At 69.4% G+C, this 17,079-nt stretch carries 18 protein-coding genes and 2 tRNA genes; 12 read left to right on the top strand and 8 right to left on the bottom strand.

What is annotated here, in order from left to right:
- Nucleotides 1-1,005, bottom strand: coding sequence for a threonine aldolase family protein (locus tag VEC11_RS15270; RefSeq protein ID WP_464133411.1), 1,005 nt, complete (start codon nt 1,003-1,005; stop codon nt 1-3).
- A 166-nt stretch (nt 1,006-1,171) separates the two neighbouring features.
- On the opposite strand from VEC11_RS15270, the gene VEC11_RS15265 reads away from it, so the two are divergent.
- The 3 genes from VEC11_RS15265 to VEC11_RS15255 all read left to right on the top strand — a co-directional run bounded on the left by VEC11_RS15265 (nt 1,172) and on the right by VEC11_RS15255 (nt 2,292).
- The gene (locus VEC11_RS15265; protein ID WP_464133406.1) at nt 1,172-1,621 is read left to right on the top strand and encodes a PilZ domain-containing protein; all 450 of its coding nucleotides are present in this window, start codon (nt 1,172-1,174) and stop codon (nt 1,619-1,621) included.
- A gap of 9 nt (nt 1,622-1,630) precedes the next feature.
- Entirely contained in the window at nt 1,631-2,020 is a 390-nt protein-coding gene (locus tag VEC11_RS15260; protein ID WP_464133402.1) for a PilZ domain-containing protein, read from the top strand.
- Nucleotides 2,021-2,145: 125 nt separating this feature from the next.
- Nucleotides 2,146-2,292 (top strand): hypothetical protein, encoded by a 147-nt coding sequence (locus tag VEC11_RS15255; protein WP_464133396.1) that lies wholly within the window; start codon nt 2,146-2,148, stop codon nt 2,290-2,292.
- Nucleotides 2,293-2,444: 152 nt separating this feature from the next.
- Here the strand turns inward: VEC11_RS15255 and VEC11_RS15250 are convergent.
- Nucleotides 2,445-2,519: transfer RNA gene (locus VEC11_RS15250), tRNA-Thr, on the bottom strand.
- A gap of 63 nt (nt 2,520-2,582) precedes the next feature.
- Here VEC11_RS15250 and VEC11_RS15245 point away from each other — a divergent pair.
- Nucleotides 2,583-2,741 (top strand): hypothetical protein, encoded by a 159-nt coding sequence (locus VEC11_RS15245; RefSeq protein WP_464133393.1) that lies wholly within the window; start codon nt 2,583-2,585, stop codon nt 2,739-2,741.
- Between the two features lie 86 nt (nt 2,742-2,827).
- Here the strand turns inward: VEC11_RS15245 and VEC11_RS15240 are convergent, their stop codons facing one another.
- Both VEC11_RS15240 and VEC11_RS15235 read right to left on the bottom strand, forming a co-directional pair.
- Complete coding sequence (locus VEC11_RS15240) at nt 2,828-4,621, bottom strand: aminopeptidase P family protein (RefSeq protein ID WP_464133389.1); 1,794 nt, start codon at nt 4,619-4,621, stop codon at nt 2,828-2,830.
- A 70-nt stretch (nt 4,622-4,691) separates the two neighbouring features.
- A complete protein-coding gene (locus tag VEC11_RS15235; RefSeq protein ID WP_464133384.1) occupies nt 4,692-5,405 on the bottom strand; it encodes a hypothetical protein in 714 nt (237 codons plus the stop codon).
- Nucleotides 5,406-5,587: 182 nt separating this feature from the next.
- Here VEC11_RS15235 and VEC11_RS15230 point away from each other — a divergent pair, with 182 nt between their 5' ends.
- The 3 genes from VEC11_RS15230 (at nt 5,588) to VEC11_RS15220 (ending at nt 9,978) form a co-directional block, all read left to right on the top strand.
- A complete protein-coding gene (locus VEC11_RS15230; RefSeq protein WP_464133804.1) occupies nt 5,588-7,702 on the top strand; it encodes a S9 family peptidase in 2,115 nt (704 codons plus the stop codon).
- 1,403 nt (nt 7,703-9,105) lie between these two features.
- Entirely contained in the window at nt 9,106-9,498 is a 393-nt protein-coding gene (locus VEC11_RS15225) for an acyl-CoA thioesterase (protein ID WP_464133800.1), read from the top strand.
- A gap of 12 nt (nt 9,499-9,510) precedes the next feature.
- Nucleotides 9,511-9,978, top strand: a complete 468-nt coding sequence (locus VEC11_RS15220; protein WP_464133377.1) for an OmpA family protein — start codon at nt 9,511-9,513, stop codon at nt 9,976-9,978.
- Nucleotides 9,979-10,021: 43 nt separating this feature from the next.
- Here the strand turns inward: VEC11_RS15220 and VEC11_RS15215 are convergent, their stop codons facing one another.
- Both VEC11_RS15215 and serS read right to left on the bottom strand, forming a co-directional pair.
- Nucleotides 10,022-10,630: an alpha/beta hydrolase gene (locus VEC11_RS15215; RefSeq protein WP_464133372.1), complete on the bottom strand. Its 609-nt coding sequence runs from the start codon at nt 10,628-10,630 to the stop codon at nt 10,022-10,024.
- A gap of 58 nt (nt 10,631-10,688) precedes the next feature.
- The gene (gene serS / locus VEC11_RS15210) at nt 10,689-11,948 is read right to left on the bottom strand and encodes a serine--tRNA ligase (RefSeq protein WP_464133366.1); all 1,260 of its coding nucleotides are present in this window, start codon (nt 11,946-11,948) and stop codon (nt 10,689-10,691) included.
- A gap of 109 nt (nt 11,949-12,057) precedes the next feature.
- Between serS and VEC11_RS15205 the strand changes: the two genes are divergently transcribed.
- From VEC11_RS15205 to VEC11_RS15195, 3 genes are all read left to right on the top strand, one after another.
- Nucleotides 12,058-12,150 (top strand) — tRNA-Ser (locus tag VEC11_RS15205).
- 141 nt (nt 12,151-12,291) lie between these two features.
- Nucleotides 12,292-13,059 (top strand): DUF1134 domain-containing protein, encoded by a 768-nt coding sequence (locus VEC11_RS15200; RefSeq protein ID WP_464133362.1) that lies wholly within the window; start codon nt 12,292-12,294, stop codon nt 13,057-13,059.
- Between the two features lie 26 nt (nt 13,060-13,085).
- The gene (locus VEC11_RS15195; RefSeq protein ID WP_464133356.1) at nt 13,086-13,991 is read left to right on the top strand and encodes a retropepsin-like aspartic protease; all 906 of its coding nucleotides are present in this window, start codon (nt 13,086-13,088) and stop codon (nt 13,989-13,991) included.
- Nucleotides 13,992-14,096: 105 nt separating this feature from the next.
- Here VEC11_RS15195 and pyrC read toward each other — a convergent pair whose 3' ends face one another.
- Entirely contained in the window at nt 14,097-15,140 is a 1,044-nt protein-coding gene (gene pyrC / locus VEC11_RS15190; RefSeq protein ID WP_464133351.1) for a dihydroorotase, read from the bottom strand.
- 22 nt (nt 15,141-15,162) lie between these two features.
- On the opposite strand from pyrC, the gene ygfZ reads away from it, so the two are divergent.
- Nucleotides 15,163-15,906: a CAF17-like 4Fe-4S cluster assembly/insertion protein YgfZ gene (gene ygfZ, locus VEC11_RS15185; protein ID WP_464133346.1), complete on the top strand. Its 744-nt coding sequence runs from the start codon at nt 15,163-15,165 to the stop codon at nt 15,904-15,906.
- A 50-nt stretch (nt 15,907-15,956) separates the two neighbouring features.
- Entirely contained in the window at nt 15,957-16,568 is a 612-nt protein-coding gene (locus VEC11_RS15180; RefSeq protein WP_464133340.1) for a TMEM175 family protein, read from the top strand.
- Here the strand turns inward: VEC11_RS15180 and VEC11_RS15175 are convergent.
- Complete coding sequence (locus tag VEC11_RS15175) at nt 16,543-17,043, bottom strand: GFA family protein (RefSeq protein ID WP_464133336.1); 501 nt, start codon at nt 17,041-17,043, stop codon at nt 16,543-16,545. The two genes, VEC11_RS15180 and VEC11_RS15175, sit on opposite strands and share 26 nt — an antisense overlap.
- Between the last annotated feature and the right edge of the window lie 36 nt (nt 17,044-17,079).

Below are 17,079 nucleotides of genomic sequence, written 5' to 3'. Positions count from 1 at the left end.
TCACAGCGCGCGGATCGCCGCGGCGAGCGCGTCGACCTGGGCCGGCTCGCTGTCCCAGCTCGTCACCAGCCGCGCCTCGCCCGGGCCCCAGTCGTAAAAGTCGAAGCCCTGGCCGCGGAGCGCCGCCGCCTCGTCCGCGGTCACGCGGATGAAGACCTCGTTCGCCTCGACGGGATGGATCAGCCGGTCGGGCCCGGCCGCCTCGGCGAGCCGCGTCGCAGCAGCGTTGGCGGCGCGGGCGTTGCGCAGCCAGAGGTCGTTCTCAAGCATCGCCAGGAGCTGCGCGGCGAGATAGCGGCCTTTGGAGAGCAGGTGGCCGGCCCGCTTGCGGCGATAATGGGTCGCCGCCGCCAGCTCGCGGTCGAAGAAGATCAGGCATTCGGCCGAAAGCCCGCCATTCTTGGTGAAGCCGAAGGAGAGCGCGTCGACGCCGGCCTGCCAGCTGAGCGCGGCCGGGCTGCAGCCGAGTCTGGCCACCGCATTGGCGAAGCGCGCGCCGTCGAGATGGAAGCCGAGCCCGCGCGCCCGGGCGAGCTCGCCCAATGCGGCGGTCTCGTCGGCCGTATAGACGCAGCCATATTCGGTCGCATTGGTGATCGAGAGCACGTGCGGTTGCACCTGGTGGACGTCGTCCCGGACGCCCGCCAGCAGCGCCTCGACGGTCGCGGGCGTCAGCTTCGCCCCGGGTCCTTCGCCGAGCAGCAATTTGGCGCCGTGCGTGTAGAATTCCGGGGCGCCGCATTCGTCGGTCTGGATATGGGCGTCGCGGTGGCAGAGGATGCTGCCATGCGGCGGGCACAGCGCGGCGAGCGCGAGGCTGTTCGCGGCCGTCCCCGTCGCCACCCAGAGCGCCTCCACCTCGGTCCCGAACAGCTCGGAGAAGGCGCCGTTCAGCCGCCGGCTCCAGGCATCGCCGTCATAGGCGGTGTCGAGCCGGTTGGCCGCGTGCAGGGCCGCCAGCACTTCCGGGCAGGCCGCCGCCGCATTGTCGGAGAAGAACCGCATGCCCGCGCTCTAGCCGCGACCGCCCCTCCAAAGCAAATATAAAGATATCTTTATATGTGAATTTCGAAGCCCGGAGCGAGAGAGCGCAGCGGCCGCGGCGGGGCGCCGGAATTCCACGCACGCGGCGTTTACCACAATTTAGTGCGGCGCGGATAAGGCATCCGGATTGAAGGTCTGGAAGGACGAGATGGGCGTAGAGAATTTCGGCAACGCCGCCGCTGGCAGCAAGAGGGCGGCCAAGCGCGCGCGGGTGTTGCTGGCGGCGCGTTTGGAAACGGATTCGGGCGAGATCGAGGCGCGCCTGCGCGACCTCTCGCAGAAGGGCGCGCTCATCGAGTGCCACCAGATTCCGCCCGTGGGCAGCGAGGTCGTCTTCGTGCGCGGTGCCACCCGCGTGCCGGCGCGCGTCGCCTGGGCCGGCGAGAACCGGATCGGCCTCGAATTCCATCGCGAGATCGACGAGCATGAGGTGTTCGTCCAGCTCGGCAAGCGCCCGGCGCCCAGGCCGGTCAGCTTCACCCGGCCCAGCCTGTCGCGGGCGACCTCCGACAGCGCGCTGACCGCCAGGGCCTGGGGCGCGACGGTCGGCCTCACTCTGCCCGAGAGCGATGGCTAGGATCGTGTGATGCAGCAGGTCATCCCCGGCAGCTGGTCCTTCCCCTCGGAGTTCGGCACGCCGTTCCTGTCCGGCGAGCTGACCACCGAGGTGCACCCGTCCTCCGAGCTGACCAGCCGCAAGTCGGAGCGGGTCTCGCTGGAAATGGGGGCAGGGCTCCGCCAGCGCGGCGGCACCGGCGTCGCGATCCAGATCCTCGACCTCTCCACCGATGGCTTCCGGGCCTCGACCCACCTCCAGCTCGCCAAGGGCACGGACGTCTGGCTGCGCCTGCCCGGGCTCGAGCCCTACCAGGCCAGGGTGATGTGGGCGAAGGGCAATTTCGTCGGTTGCGCGTTCGAGCGGCCGCTGCATCCGGCGGTGCTCGACATGATCGTGAAGAAGTCCGGAAGGCCCTAGGGCAGGCGCCAGGCGCCGGCGGCCAAGGTCCGATTCGGACCGATTCGAATTTTATCCACAGGCATGCTACGTCATCCCGGCGACTCGGGGGAGGCGTCAAAGTGGAATCTGACTTTCGCTATTTCATGCGCCGTGCGGCCGAGGAAGAAAGGCGCGCGCGCCATGCGGTGACCGCCGCTGCGAAGGAACGCCACACCGAACTCGCCGAATTGTTTTCCGCCAAGGCCAAGCGGACGATGCGCATCCAGGAATTGCAGCTCGTCCAGCCCTGAGCGCGCCGGCCGCGCCTTTGCCCCGCCTGCCCCAAGTCACCCCGGCGAGGGCCGGGGTCCATGCTGCTGTCGTACCGGTCTCGCCGGCCGTCGGGATGCCAGCCTGCGCTGGCATGACGGGTGATGGATGCGGGGGATGGTCGGAAAAGCGATGGTGCTGCCGGTGAGGATTGAACTCACGACCTCAGCCTTACCAAGGATGCGCTCTACCACTGAGCTACGGCAGCACGTCGCTTTGCGAGGAAGCGGGCCTATGGCCGCGCGCCCCGTCCTGTGTCAAGGCGGGAGCCATGGCCAGGCATGACGAGGAGCGCGCGAAACGCCTCGCCGCGGCGCTCCGCGAAAATCTGAAGCGCCGCAAGGCGCAGGCGCGGGAAGGCGTCGAAGGCTTGCGGCCGGAGCCGGTGAAGAAGGATGCCGCCGAGCAAGAGCCGTCATCCCGGACTTGATCCGGGATCCATCTTCCCTTGGCTGAAGCCGGAAGGAAGGTAGACCCCGGCTCAAGCCCGGGGTGGCCAACCTCCTCCTGCGGCGCTCAGAGCGGGGCGCATTGCCTCTCGAGCCAGGCCCTGGCCTCGCCCTCGAGCTGCGGGCCGACGATCGCCAGCACCTGCGCGTGATAATCGTCCACCCACTTGCGCTCGTCGGCGGAAAGCAGGCCGGTGTCGATCAGCCGGCGTTCGATCGGCGCGAAGGTGAGCGTCTCGAAGCCGAGCATCTTCTTCTCGGCCCCTTCGATCTCGACCTCGACGACGAGGACGAGATTCTCGACGCGCATCCCGTATTCGCCGGTCTTGTAATAGCCGGGCTCGTTGGAGAGGAACATGCCGGGCTGGAGCGGCTCGTCGCCGCCGGCCTGGCCGCTGTTCGGGGGGGCGATGCGCTGCGGCCCCTCGTGCACCGCGAGGAAGGAGCCGACGCCATGGCCGGTGCCATGGGCGTAATCGAGCCCGGCATTCCAGAGGAACTGGCGGGCGAAGCTGTCCAGCTGCCCGCCGCGCGTGCCCTCCGGGAATACGGCGCGGGCAACGGCGATATGGCCCTGCAGCACGCGGGTGAAGCGGTCCTTCATCTCGGCGGTGGGCGTGCCGACGATCACCGTGCGGGTCACGTCGGTAGTGCCGTCCGGATATTGGCCGCCGGAATCGACGAGATAGATCTGGTCCATCTCGAGCGGCCGGTTGGTCTCATCGCTCACCCGATAATGGACGACCGCGCCGTTCGGCCCGGCGCCCGAGATGGTGTCGAAGCTGAGGTCCCGGAGGTCGCCGCCCTGCTGGCGGAATTCCTGCAGCTTCGCCGCCGCCGACAATTCGTCGACCCCGCCCTTCGGCGCCTCGATCGAGAGCCAGTGCAGGAAGCGCGACAGAGCGGCGCCGTCGCGGGCCTGGGCGGCGCGGTGGCCCGAAATCTCCACCGGATTCTTGATCGCCTTGGGCAGCACCGCGGGGTCGCGGCGCGGGACGATATGGGCGCCGGCCTTGTCCAGCGCCTCGAAGATCGCGGCGACCGAGCGCTCGGGATCGACCGCGATCGTCTTGCCGGCGAACTCGGCGAGCGCGCCCTCGAAGGCGCTGCGCTCGTGGATGCGGACGCCGTTGCCGAGATGCTGGCGGACATCGTCGCCGATCTTCTCCGAGGCAACGAACAGGTCCGCCGTGCCGTCGTCGCGGACGAGGGCGAAGGAGAGGGCGACCGGCGTCCGGTCCACGTCCTTGCCGCGCACGTTGAACGTCCAGGCGGTCGAATCGAGCGCCGCGAGCACCGCCGCGTCGGCCTTTTGCTCCTTCAGCCAGTCGGCCATCTTCTGCCTTTTAGCCGCCGAGCTCTCGCCGGCATAGGCGTCGGGATGGACGATCAGCCGCGCCCGGCTCGGCTCCGGCCGGTCCGCCCAGACCTGGTCGATCGGGTTGCGGCCGACCGCGACCAGTTCGGCGCCCTTGTCGGCGAGCGCCTCCTTCGCCTTGTTCACCCAGTCGCGCGTGTGCAGCCAGGGATCGTAGCCGATCCGGCCCCCGCTCGGGGCATGCTCCTTCAGCCAGTCGGCGATGCTGGTCTGCGGCACCGACTGGTAGGACCAGAAATTGCCGTCCACCTGGTCGCGCACCTGCAATGTGTAGCGGCCGTCGACGAAGATCGCCGCTTCCTCGGGCAGCACCACGGCCGAGCCCGCCGAGCCCTGGAAGCCGGTCAGCCAGGCGAGGCGCTGGGCGTAGGAGCCGACATATTCGCTCATATGCTCGTCGGTCAGCGGCACGACGAAGCCGTCGAGCCGGTCGGCCTTCAATTGCTCGCGCAGGGCGTTGAGGCGATCTTCGTAGGTGGACATGGGCTTCTCCGGGGACGGGCGCGTTGCCGCCCAATTAGGATGCTTGCAGGGCCTGCGCCAGCCCGCCCGCTCAATTGCTGCGGGTTATGCAGCCACCGGCGCGCGCCGCGGCCAGGGCGGCGTCGCGGGCCCGCGCGAGCGCGGCGTCACCGGGCGCGAGGTTCGATGCGCTTTGCGCCGCCGCGACCTCCTGCACGAGGTCGCCGCAGCGCAGGCTGCGTGCCCATTCGCTGTCGTCATTGGCGACGATCACGAAATCCTCGGGGTGGATCGGCAGATAGCGCACGTTGAAGCGAACGCCGGCGGGCGGATAACGCACCGCATTGGCCGAAGGATAGACGTTGAAGCCATCGCTTCGGAAGCTGGTGCGGACGATCCCCCCGTCGGCCTTCCGGATGACGACGTTGAAGCCGACGACCGGCTCCTGGTTGCGCATATCGGCGGTGGCAAACTGACCGGTGACAATCCCCTCGCCGGTTTCGCCATTGTGGTAGATCAGGGGCGTGGTGAGCCAGGAGCCGAAGAACACGAACAGCATGAAGGCGACCATGGCCAGCGGCACAAGAGCGGTGCCAGGGCGAACCTTCTTGGGGCCGCTGCGGCGCTGTCCCTGAAGAGAGGAATTCGGGGCCGTCACGGCCTCGGCCACGGCGGCCTCGATGACCCGGCGCCGCCTTCGCCTGGCACGGATCCACGTGATGATCACGACGAGGATAAAGAGGGCGAGACCGGTCAGCAGCCAGTGCCGCAATGCGTCCGAAAGCAGATGCGCCAGAAACGCCACGGCCGCACCCATACAGGCTTGTCCGCCGCCCCACCAGCGCGCCCGAACGAGATGGTTGCCGCTCCCGGTCGCGCCGCCTAAGCCTGACGCCGACCTTCAGTGGAGAGCCGCGCATGCGCCTCGTAATTGCCGCCTTGCTGTTCGCCGCAGCGCCAGCCCTGGCCCAGACTCAGAGTGAGACCATGAACACGTCCAATTCCAAGGCCACCCAGCTTCCGCCGCCGCCCGTCGCCGAGCAGCGTCCCTATTCGTTCGAGCGCCACGGCGTGACCATCCAGGACCCCTGGCACTGGCTGCGCGACTCTTCCTACCCGACCGTCGACGACGCCGACGTGCTTTCCTACCTGCGCGCGGAGAATGCCTATTTCGAGGCGGCGATGGCGCCGCACCGCCAGCTTACCGACACTCTGTTCGCCGAGATGCGCGGCCGCATCCCCGAGGACGACAGCTCCGTCCCGCAGCGCGACGGCGACTGGAATTACTGGTGGGCCTTCCAGCCCGGCGCCCAGTACCGCACCTGGTACCGGATCCCCGTCATGGCCGGCGGCGCCCCGCAGACCGTGTTCGACGAGGCGGCCGAAGCGCAGGGCAAGCAATATTTCCGCATGGGCGCGCTCGAGGTCAGCCCGGACGGCCGCTACGCCGCGGTCATGGTCGACGATGACGGCTCGGAACGTTTCCAGTTGCGCATCCGCGAGATCGCCACCGGCCGCGACGTCGAGACCGTCACCGAGGTCGGCATCGGCTCCCCGGTCTGGACCGCCGACAGCCGCGGCATCGTCTTCACCGAGGTCAACGAGAACTGGCGCTCCTACCGCGCCCGGCTGCACCGGCTCGGCCAGCCCGTGGCGAACGACAGGACGCTCTACGAGGAGACCGAGAATATCGCCTTCGCGGTCGGCGTCGGCCGCACGCAGGACCGGCGCTTCATCCTGATCCAGACCGGCGAGAACAGCTCGAACGAGACCCGTTTCGTCCCCGCCGACAATGTCGAGGCGCCGCCGGTGCTGATCGCGCGCCGGCGCCCGAACATCCAGTATTCGGTCGATTCCAGCCACGGCAAGCTGTGGATCGTCACCAATGACGACCATATCAACTTCCGCCTCGCGGAGGCCGACCCGGCCGCGCCCGGCACCTGGCGGACCGTCATCCCCGGCTCGGACAGCGTCTACATCCGCGGCGTCACCGCCTTCCGCGACCATCTCGCGGTAACCGAGCGGGTCAACGGCCTCGACCAGATCCGGCTGCGCACCTATCAGGGGCAGGAGCGCCGCATCCCCTTCCCCGAGGCGAGCTACACGGTCGGGCTCGGCAACAATCCCGAATATGCGCCGGCTTCCTACCGGCTGAACTACAGCTCGATGGTCACGCCGCCGACCACCTATGATTATCACCCCGCGCAGAACCGGCTGGAATCGCGCAAGGTGCAGCGCATCCCCTCGGGCTACGATCCCGCCCAATATGTCACCGAGCGCATCCTGATCGCGTCCCGCGACGGCAAGCAGATCCCGGTCTCGATCGTCTATCGCCGCGGCTTCGAGAAGAATGGCCAGGGCCGCGTCTTCCTCTACGCCTACGGCGCCTATGGCATCGCCATGCCGCCCGGCTTCTCGACCAACCGCATCTCGCTGCTCGACCGCGGTTATGCCTATGCGATCGCCCATATCCGCGGCGGCGACGAGATGGGCTATGGCTGGTATCTGGACGGCACCCGCACCCACCGCACCAACACGTTCAACGATTTCGTCGACGTCGCGCGCGGCCTGATCGCGCGACGCTACACGCGCGCCGGCCGGATCGCCGCGCAGGGCGGCTCGGCGGGCGGCGAGCTGATGGGCGCGGTCGTCAACCAGGCGCCGGAGCTGTTCGGCGCGGTGGTCGCCGACGTGCCCTTCGTCGACGTGGTCAACACCATGCTCGACGACACCCTGCCGCTCACCCCGGGCGAGTGGAACGAATGGGGCAACCCGATCACCGACGCCGCCGCCTTCCGCTACATGCTGAGCTACAGCCCCTATGACAACGTCACCCGCCAGGCCTATCCGCCGATGCTGATCACCGGCGGCCTCAACGATCCGCGCGTCACCTATTGGGAGCCGGCCAAGTGGAATGCCCGGCTGCGCGCCATGCGCACCGACCGCAACCTCCAGCTCATGAAGATCAACATGGGCGCCGGCCATGGCGGCCAGTCCGGCCGCTGGACGCGGCTGCGCGAGGTCGCAGAGGCCTATACGTTCGTGCTGACCCAGATGGGCGGAGCGGAGGCGGTTCCGGGCGGGCCCCGGGCGGCGCAATGAGGGCGCTGCTCGCGGCCCTCGCGCTGGCCGTTGCGGCGGTCCCTGCCGCCGCCGCCGCGCAGACGGCGCGCCCGGGCACGCCGCCGCCGTCCGTCTCTGCCGAGGTGGTTCGCGACGGCGACGTCTGGACGGCCGAGTTCCGCTTCGCCGAGCGCTCGCCCGTCTGGCTGTTCGCCCATAGTTCGGTGACCCGGGAGGGCAACCGGCCCTGGCGGCCGGGCAGCTGGACGGTGCTGACGCCGGGCGTGCGCATCGAGCGGCGCGGGCGCCACGACGTCCTGTTCGCCGAGCGTGGAAACGTACCGTCCGTGGTCCGCGTCCGCTTCACGCCGGTCACCGCCGATCTCGTCGCCGAATATGATCCAGCCCTGGTGTTCAGCGACGGCTCGGTGGCGCTGTGGAGCGGCCATTTCCATCTGCTCCCGGTCGCCTCCCTGCGCGCGGTCGAGGCCCTGCCGGTCGACCTCAACGGCCAGAGCTTCCGCGGCAACGGCTCGCAGGTCACCTTCCGCGACCGGCACGGCCAGGTGCTGCACATCGGCCGCCGCTTCGATTCCGCCACCCTGATCGGCGGCAAGCTCTACGTCCTGTTCGGCCCGCTGCGGGCGACGACGAGCGAAGGCATCGCCACGGTGATCGATCCGGCTTTGCCCGACTGGCTGAAGCGCGAGCTGACCGCGTCCACGCCCGCCATCATGGCGCGCCTGACCGACATGCTCGGCCCCCATCGCGGCACGCCGCCGACCGTGCTGGTCAGCTGGCGCGGCCCGACCCCCGGCGTCACCAGCATGGGCGGGAGCACCCTGCCCGGCCAGATCGGCATGACCTTCGAGGGCATCGGCGTGGTCGCGGAGGACCAGGCCCTGCGCCACGGCGCCCGCTGGTTCATTGCCCACGAATCCGCGCATTTCTGGCTCGGCAATGCGGTCCATTACGAGACCCAAGGCGACAGCTGGATCATGGAGGGCGGCGCCGACATGCTCGCGGTGCGGGCGATCGCCGCCATGGACCCGGCCTACAATCCCAGGATCAAGCTGCAGGTCGCGGTCAACGAATGCGCCGGCTTCGCCGCCCCGGCCGATCGCCACTGCCGGCGAGCGGGGCGACAACCAGGCCTTCTACGCCTGCGGCGCCGTCTTCGCCCTGATCGCGGAGGGCGTGTCGGGCCGGTCCTATGGCGACTTCGTTCGCCCGCTGATCGACGCCAACCGCGCCGACGGCGTGCTGACCGCGGCGGAGTGGCTCGCGGCCCTGACCCAGGCCGGGGCCGACGCTTCGGTCGTGCGGGACATCCAGGCGATGCTGCGCAGCGGCGTCTCCGACCCGAAGGCGATGCTCGCCTCGCTCCTCCGCCGCGCCCGCATCCCGTTCACGCCGGGCCCGGACGGGGTGCCGAGGCTGACGTGACGCCCTTCGAGAAACGGATCACGGCCGGGCCCGACGACATTGACGAGCTCGGCCATGTCAACAATGCGGTCTGGGTGCGCTGGATCCAGGACATGGCCACCGCCCACTGGTATGCGGTCGCCCCGGTCGACCATGTCGAGACCTATATCTGGGTCGTGATCCGCCACGAGATCGACTATCTCCGCGCCGTCCTCCCCGGCGAGACCGTGACCGGCCGCACCTGGGTCGGCGAGGCCCCCAAGGGTGCGCGCTTCGACCGCCATGTCGAATTCGTCGGCGAAGACGGCAAGCCGCGGGTCCGGGCGAAGACCACCTGGGCGATCATCGACAAGGCCACGGGCCGGCCGCTGCGGGTGCCCCCGGAAGTGGCGGCGCCGTTCCTGGCCTGATAGGCTCCGCCTATGCGCCGCTGGATCAAGCGCCTGATCGCCCCTCTGGCTTTGCTCTCCGTCGCCGTTCCGGCGCGCGCGGAGAGTCCGTTCATCATCTTCTTCGACAGCGGCAGCGTACACCTGGATCAGGCGGATAGCGCCATCCTGGACAATGCGGTCGCGGTCATTCGCAATTTCGACGTCAGGTCGATCGAGATCAGCGGCCATGCGGACCGGGTCGGCTCGGACCGGGACAATGTCGAGCTTTCGCGTCGCCGGGCCGAAGCGGTGCGAGCCGCGTTGCTGGCTCGAGGCATGTCCCGCCGAATCGAAGTGACCATTGTCGCGCAAGGCGAGAGCCAGCCGCTCGTGGAAACCGGGGATGGCGTCTCCCATGCCGAGAACCGCTACGTCACGATCATGCTCGTCGGCAGGTGCGTCAACCTCGACAATACACGCTTCGACACGCCGGACTGCCGGACACAGCTTCCCGATTGAGATGGCGCATCGCCTAGAATAGCTCTTCCCCGTTCCGGAGAAGCTAGAACTCCCGGATCGCCTTCACCACTGCCGGCACCGCCCGCCCGCTGACCGCGAAGCCCATATGCGAGCAGTCGATCTCCTTCTGCGCGTCGCTCTCGCCAGGCAGGCCGCGGGTCGAGCGGATCGAGACGATGCCGTCCTTGCGCGACCAGAGCGCGAGGGTCGGCACCGGCGGCTTCTCCGCGAGCACGGTCTTGATCGGCGGATCGTCCACGGGATGGCCGGCGATCCATTCGTAGAGCCGCCAGACATTGTTGCTGCGCGGGTCGCCGGAGAAAGGCGAGCCCATCGTCACCACCTTCTCGACCAGGTCCGGGCGGACCTTGGCGACCTCGCGCGCGAAGACGCCGCCGAGGCTCCAGCCGACCAGGATCACCTTCTCGCCCTTGCCGAACGCCTCGATCTGCCGGGCCAGACGCTCGCGCATGTCGGCGGTCACGCCCTTGTTGAGGCCGAGCCCCCAGCCGGTCACCCGAAAGCCCGCCGCGGCCAGCGCCCGCTGCAGGCCGAGCGTGGTGCGGTCGTTGGCGACGAAGCCGGGGACCACCATCAGCTTCGGCCCGTCTTCCGGCCCGCGCTCGCCCAGCTTGCCGAACGCCTTCCACATGCGCAGCCAGAGCGCCGGCCCCTCCCGCAGGAAGAGACCGAGCCGCGGCTTCGCCTCGTCAGAGATACTCGCCCCCCATCAGCTCGCGCAGAGGTTGTGGCAACCTCACCCGGCCGTCGGCGGTCTGGTGGTTCTCGAGCAGGGGCACGAGCACGCGCGGGCTGGCCAAAGCGGTGTTGTTCAGCGTGTGCGTGAACCGCACCTTCCTTTCCTCGTCGCGCCAGCGCAGGTTTGCCCGCCGCGCCTGCCAGTCGTGCAGAGTCGAGCAGCTGTGCGTCTCGCGATATTTGCCGAGGCTCGGCACCCAGCTCTCGATGTCGTTCATCCGGAACTTGCCGTTGCCCATGTCGCCCGTGGACGCCTCGATCACCTGATAGGGGATGTCGAGCGCCCGCAGCATGCCCTCGGCATTGGCGAGCAGCCTCTGGTGCCAGCGCGCGCTCTCCTCGGCATAGTCCCGACAGATCACATATTGTTCGAGCTTGTAGAATTGGTGGACGCGCAGCAGCCCCCGCACGTCGCGCCCGGCGCTCCCCGCCTCGCGGCGGAAGCAGGGCGAATAGCCGGCATAGAGGATCGGGAGCTTGTCCGCCTCGATGATCTCGCCGCTGTGCAGCGAGGTGAGCGCGATCTCCCCCGTGCCCGCCAGATAGAGATCGTCGGCGGGCATGTGATAGGCCTCTTCCTCATGGCCCGGGAAATGCCCGGTCGCGACGAAGGCCTGCGGCCGGGCCAGCGCCGGCACGGTCATCAACGTAAAGCCGTCCGCCGCCAGCCTTTGCTGGGCCCAGAGCATCAGCGCCTGTTCGAGCATCGCCAGCCGGCCCTTGAGGCAATATTGCCGCGAACCCGCCACCTGGGTGATCCGCGCCAGGTCCGCCCAGTCGTTCTTCTCGATCAGGGCGACATGGTCGAGCGGCTCGAAGTCGAAGCGTGGGATCGTCCCTTCGGTCCGCACGACGACATTGGCGGTCTCGTCCGGCCCGACCGGCGCCCCCTCCCAGGGGATGTTCGGCACGCGCAGCAGCAGGGCGTCGAGCTCCCCTTGCAGCTCGCCCAGCGCGCCCTCCACCTCGCCGATCTCGGCGCCGATCGCCTTCGCCTTCGCGCCAAGCGCCGGCCGCTCCTCGGGCGCCGCGCTCTTGAAGCCGTCGCTGATCGCGTTGCGCTCGGCCCTGAGGCCGTCCACCCGCGTCTTCAGCCCGCGCACCTCGCCGTCCAGCGCCAGCAAAGCGTCGAGATCGAGCGCCACGTTCTTCTGCGCGATGGCGGTGCGGACGGCGTCGGGATTGTCACGGATGAAGGCAAGGCTCAGCATGCGCTTCGCGTAGCCGCCATTCGTCCGCCTGCCAACAGCGCGAAACCGTGCGCGCTTGGTTGAACGATCCGAAACTGCCTTATATAGGCCGTGGCTCTGGCCATCTTCCGGAGACGTGGGTGAGTGGCTGAAACCAGCGGTTTGCTAAACCGCCGTAGGGGGATTACTCCTACCGAGGGTTCGAATCCCTCCGTCTCCGCCAGCATTCCGCTCCCCTGAATCCCGCAAAAATTGCCTCCGCGGACTCGCTCTGGCGCGTGATCGACTCGTCTCGCCGCCGATTCATGGACTGGCAAGGTTCGCCGGCGCTAATTTGGCGCGGAGAGCGAGTGGGGGTTTTGCCATGTTGAAATCGCTGATGAATCTGGCCGCGGCCGGTGCGTTGTTCGCGCTTGTCGGGCCGGCGACCGCGCAGGAGATCCGCGAGGTCGATCCGAGCGCGCCCAGCAGCTGGAACAATCCGGAGACACCGGACAGCAATGCGCCCGCCGCAGCGGAAACCGCCGGCGAACCCACCAGCGATGCGCCCGAATGGACGCCGACCGAGGGCCAGGCGCCCGCCGAGGCCGATGCGGCGGCGACGCCCGCAATCACCGACATCAACTCCGTCCCGGTCACCGGCCGCGCCGGCACCGTGCCGCGGCGCGACGTGTTCAACGCCGCCGAGGGCGTGTTCGGCCGCGGCGCCCGCGGCCTCGCCGGCATCCTCGAGAACATCCTGCGCGACCAGGGCGAGCCGATCGCCTACATCGCCGGGCAGGAGGCGAGCGGCGCCTTCATCTTCGGCGTCCGCTACGGCTCGGGCGTCATGCACCATTCGATCGAGGGCGCGCGCGACGTCTACTGGACGGGCCCGTCGCTCGGCTTCGACTTCGGCGGCGACGTCAACAAGGTGTTCGTGCTGGTCTACAACCTGCACGACAGCCAGCAGCTCTTCCGCCGCTATCCGGGCGGCGAGGGCCATGCCTATTTCGTCGGCGGCTTCTCGGCCACCTATCTGCGCCGCGGCGACGTCGTGCTGATCCCGGTCCGCCTGGGCGGCGGCCTCAGGCTCGGCGTCAACGTCAACTACATGCGCTTCTCGGAGCGCAATCGCTGGCTTCCCTTCTGACCGAAGCGGGGCGCAAGCCCCGCCGGTTGCCCGCAATCCGGCGCGTCGCCGCGCTTGCGCTGCTGCTGGCCAGCGCGGCGCCGGCGCTCGCGCAGATTCCGTTCCGCACGCCGCATGCGGGCTCGCAGCACATCCTGATCGAGGGCGAGCTCGGCGGGCGCGGCCCGTTCACGCTGCTGCTCGATACCGGTTATGTCGCGCCCTTCACCATCGCCCTGTCGCAGGGCGCGGCCGAGCGCGCCGGCGCCCGTCCGGCCGGAGGCGAGCCGTTCATCTCGCGCGCGGCGGTGGGCGGTCCCGTCCGGCTGGACCGCTATTCGCTGCCGCGGCTCGCGCTCGGCCCGGTGCGCGTCGCCAATCCGACTGTCGGCGTCACGGAGGCGATCGACATCGTCTCGCGCGCCTTCGGCGTCCGGATCGACGGAATCGTCGGCCATGACTTTCTCCGCGGCCGGGTGATCGCGATCGACTATGCCTGCCGCAACGTCGACCTCGAGGCGGCAGCGCCCAATGCACCGCCGACCGCGGCCTTCACGATCGCGCCGGTCCGGCCGGTGATCCTGGTCCGGGCCCGCATCAACGGCCGCGGCCCCTATCAGCTCGTGCTCGACACCGGCGCCGGCCACACCATCCTCTCGCCCGGCGCCGCGGCCGCGGCGGCGGTCGCGACCGGCGGGCCCACCTCGCTCACGGGCGCCGGCGGTGAGGAGGGCGGGGCCTGGCACGGCCGCGCCGAGGTCGCGGTCGGCAGCGCCCCGGCCCGCCGGATCGCCCTGATCGTCGCACCTTTGGTCGACCGCGTCGCCCGCGAGGCCGGAACCAGGATCGACGGCATCGCCGGCACCAATTTGTTCGGCCAGGGCCGCCTGGTCCTCGATTATCCCGGCCGCCGCGCCTGGCTGCAGCCGGCGCGGCCCTGCGCCGCTCGCTAGCGCCTCAAAACGGGTCTCGCTCCTTGTGCTCCTGCGAAGGCAGGAGCGTTGCGAGTTTCGTCCGGCCAGGTGGCCAGGGCTCCTGCCTTCGCAGGAGCACAAGGGTCAGGCGACGAACCGCCAGCTCAGCGTCTCGCCGGCCTGAAAGGGGATAAGGCTGGTGCCGGCGGCGGGCAGGCGGTCCGGCACGACGGTCCCGGACCGCTCCAGCGTCACCGTCCCCTCGTTGAGCGGCAGCCCGTAGAAACGCGGCCCGTGCTCGGAGGCGAAGCCCTCGAGCCGGTCGAGCGCGTCCTCCGCCTCGAACACGCCGGCATAGGCCTCCAGCGCATAGGGCGCGTTGAAGATGCCGGCGCAGCCGCAGGCCCCCTCCTTCTTCTCCACGGCGTGCGGCGCGCTGTCCGTGCCGAGGAAGAATTTGGGCGAGCCCGACACCGCCGCCCGCCGGACTGCCAACCGGTGCCGCTCGCGCTTCGCGACGGGCAGGCAATAAGCATGCGGCCGGATCCCGTCCGCGAAGATCGCGTTGCGGTTGAGGAGCAGATGCTGGGGAGTCACCGTCGCGGCGACATTCGGGCCGGCGCCCTCGACGAAGGCGACCGCCTCCGCCGTGGTGATATGCTCGAACACGATCTTCAGCGCCGGGAAATCGCGCACCACGCCGGCCAGCACGCGCTCGATGAACACGGCCTCGCGGTCGAAAATATCCACCTCCGGGTCGGTGACCTCGCCATGGACGAGCAGGGGCATGCCGATCCTCTGCATCGCCTCCAGCGCCGGGCGGAGCGTCCTGATCTCGGTGACGCCATAAGCGCTGTTGGTCGTCGCATGGGCGGGATAGAGCTTGGCCGCCGCCCAGGCGCCGCTCTCGAAGCCGCGCACCAGCTCGGCCGGCTCGGCGCGGTCGATCAGATAGCAGGTCATCAAGGGCGTGAAGTCCGACCCGGTCGGCAGAGCGGAGAGAATGCGGGTGCGATAGGCCTCGGCGGAGGCGACGCTGATGATCGGCGGCGCCAGGTTCGGCATCACGATGGCGCGGGCGAACTGGCGCGCGGTATAGGATGCCACCGCCTCCAGCATGTCGCCGTCGCGCAGATGCACGTGCCAGTCGTCGGGGCGGCGGATCGTCAGGCGGGTTGGCGCGGTCACGCCGACTCCCTAACTGGAGTATATGGCCGGCACCACCCTTCCCGAACGCGCCTTGCTCCGTCTGTCCGGCGAGGATGTGACCGGCTTCCTGCAGGGGCTGGTCACGAACGACGTCGCCTTGCTGGCGCCGGACAAGCCGCTCTGGGCCGGTTTGCTCACCGCGCAGGGCAAGGCCCTGTTCGACTTCATCCTCTGGGCGCCCGAAGGTCCCGACCGTGCCGATGACATCCTCATCGATTGCGAGGCCGACCAGGCCGGGGCGCTCGCCCGCCGCCTCTCCCTCTATCGCCTGCGCAGGCAGATCAGCATCGCCCCCGAGGCGAGCCTCGCGGTGCACTGGCGTGCTCCGGCGAAGGCCGGAGCGCCGGACGAAGGGGTGCCCGATCCACGGCTGCCGGAACTCGGCAAACGCTGGCTCGCCCCGGCCGGCGACGCCGCTGCCGGCTGGTTGGAGCACCGTCTTCGCCTCGGCGTCACCGAAGGGATCGCGGAGCTCGGCAGCGACAAGACGCTCTGGCTCGAATGCAATGCCGCCGAATTGCAGGGCGTCAGCTTCGGCAAGGGCTGCTATGTCGGCCAGGAGAATACGGCGCGGATGAACTGGCGGAACAAGGTCAACCGCCGGCTGGTCGTGGTCCCCGCCGACGCGCCCGGCCCCCGGGCCCGCATCCACTATCCGGACCTCGGCCTGGCGGTCGAGCATCGCCGCACCGACGATCTGGCGGACGCGCTGATTCCCTCCTGGCTCGCCGACGCCCTTGCCTGATCGCCCGCGCGCCGGATAGGCTCGCCCCCGGGGCATTGGGGGGAAAGCTCATGGCAGGCGGCAAGACCGATCATCCGCTGGAGCGGCTGGTCTTCTTCTCGGACGCGGTGTTCGCGATCGCGATCACCCTGCTGGTCATCGAGATCCACCCGCCGCATCTGGAGCAGGACGGCGCCCGCCCGACGCTGGAGGCGCTGGCCCGGCTGATCCCGAGCTTCATCGGCTTCGTGATCAGCTTCGCGGTGATCGGCGCCTTCTGGTCCGGCCACCACCGCGCCTTCAGCCTCGCCGCCCGGCTCGGCCCCGGCATCCTCGTCTGGAACCTGCTGCTGCTCGGCACGATCGCCTTCATGCCCTTCGTCACCGGCTTCATGAGCGGCAATTACGGCAAGGTCGGCCCCGCCGTCTTCTACTGGTCCTGGCTGGTGCTGACCGCCCTGCTCAACCTCAGGGTCAACCGTATCGCGACCGGCCCGGCGATGCGCGCCGACGGGGTGAGCGAGACGGAGGCCGCGACGGTCCCGCGCCGCAGCCTCGCCGTCCTGTTCGGGGCAATCACCGCGCTCGCGCTCAGCTTTTTCGTGCCGCTCTACGCGCCGGTCGGGATGGCGACGATCCCGCTCTGGCTGCTGCTGTTCAGGCTGCGGGGTTCGGCGGCCTGACCGCCAGTTTCGCCATCGCCGCCGCCCGCCGCTCGAGGCTCGCCGCCGGCCAGAGCGCGGCGCTGTCATAATAGGCCTCGAAGGCGGGCACGCCGTCCGGCAGCTGTACCCATGGCAGCTTCGAGCGCGTGTAGATATGGACGTCGGGCGGCAGCGAAGCGGGCGCGTCGAGCGTGCCGATCCGGACGAAGCGGAGCACGTCCACCGCCCCGCCATAATTGCTCCAGAGCGCCACCTTGCAGTCCGGGCAGCGCCAGACCTGCTGCCCGCGCCCGCTTTCCGAGGGAGTCAGCACCGGCTCCGGCGCGCCCTGCAATGTCTCGACCCGCTCGCTCTCGAGCAAGGCGTTGAGCACGAAGGCCGACCCCGTCTCGGTCTGGCAGCAGGTGCAATGGCAGCAATGGACGAACATCGGCGCGTCGTTGAGCCGGTAGCGCACGCCGCCGCACGCGCAACCCCCTTCGAGTCCCGTCATGGCCATGCTCCGTTCATTTCCCGCGGCCCAGTCTGC

This window comes from Allosphingosinicella sp. (assembly GCF_035626655.1).
GTDB lineage: Bacteria > Pseudomonadota > Alphaproteobacteria > Sphingomonadales > Sphingomonadaceae > Allosphingosinicella.
The sequence above is the reverse complement of the archived record's forward strand: the minus strand, read 5'-3'. Positions and strand labels throughout refer to the sequence as shown.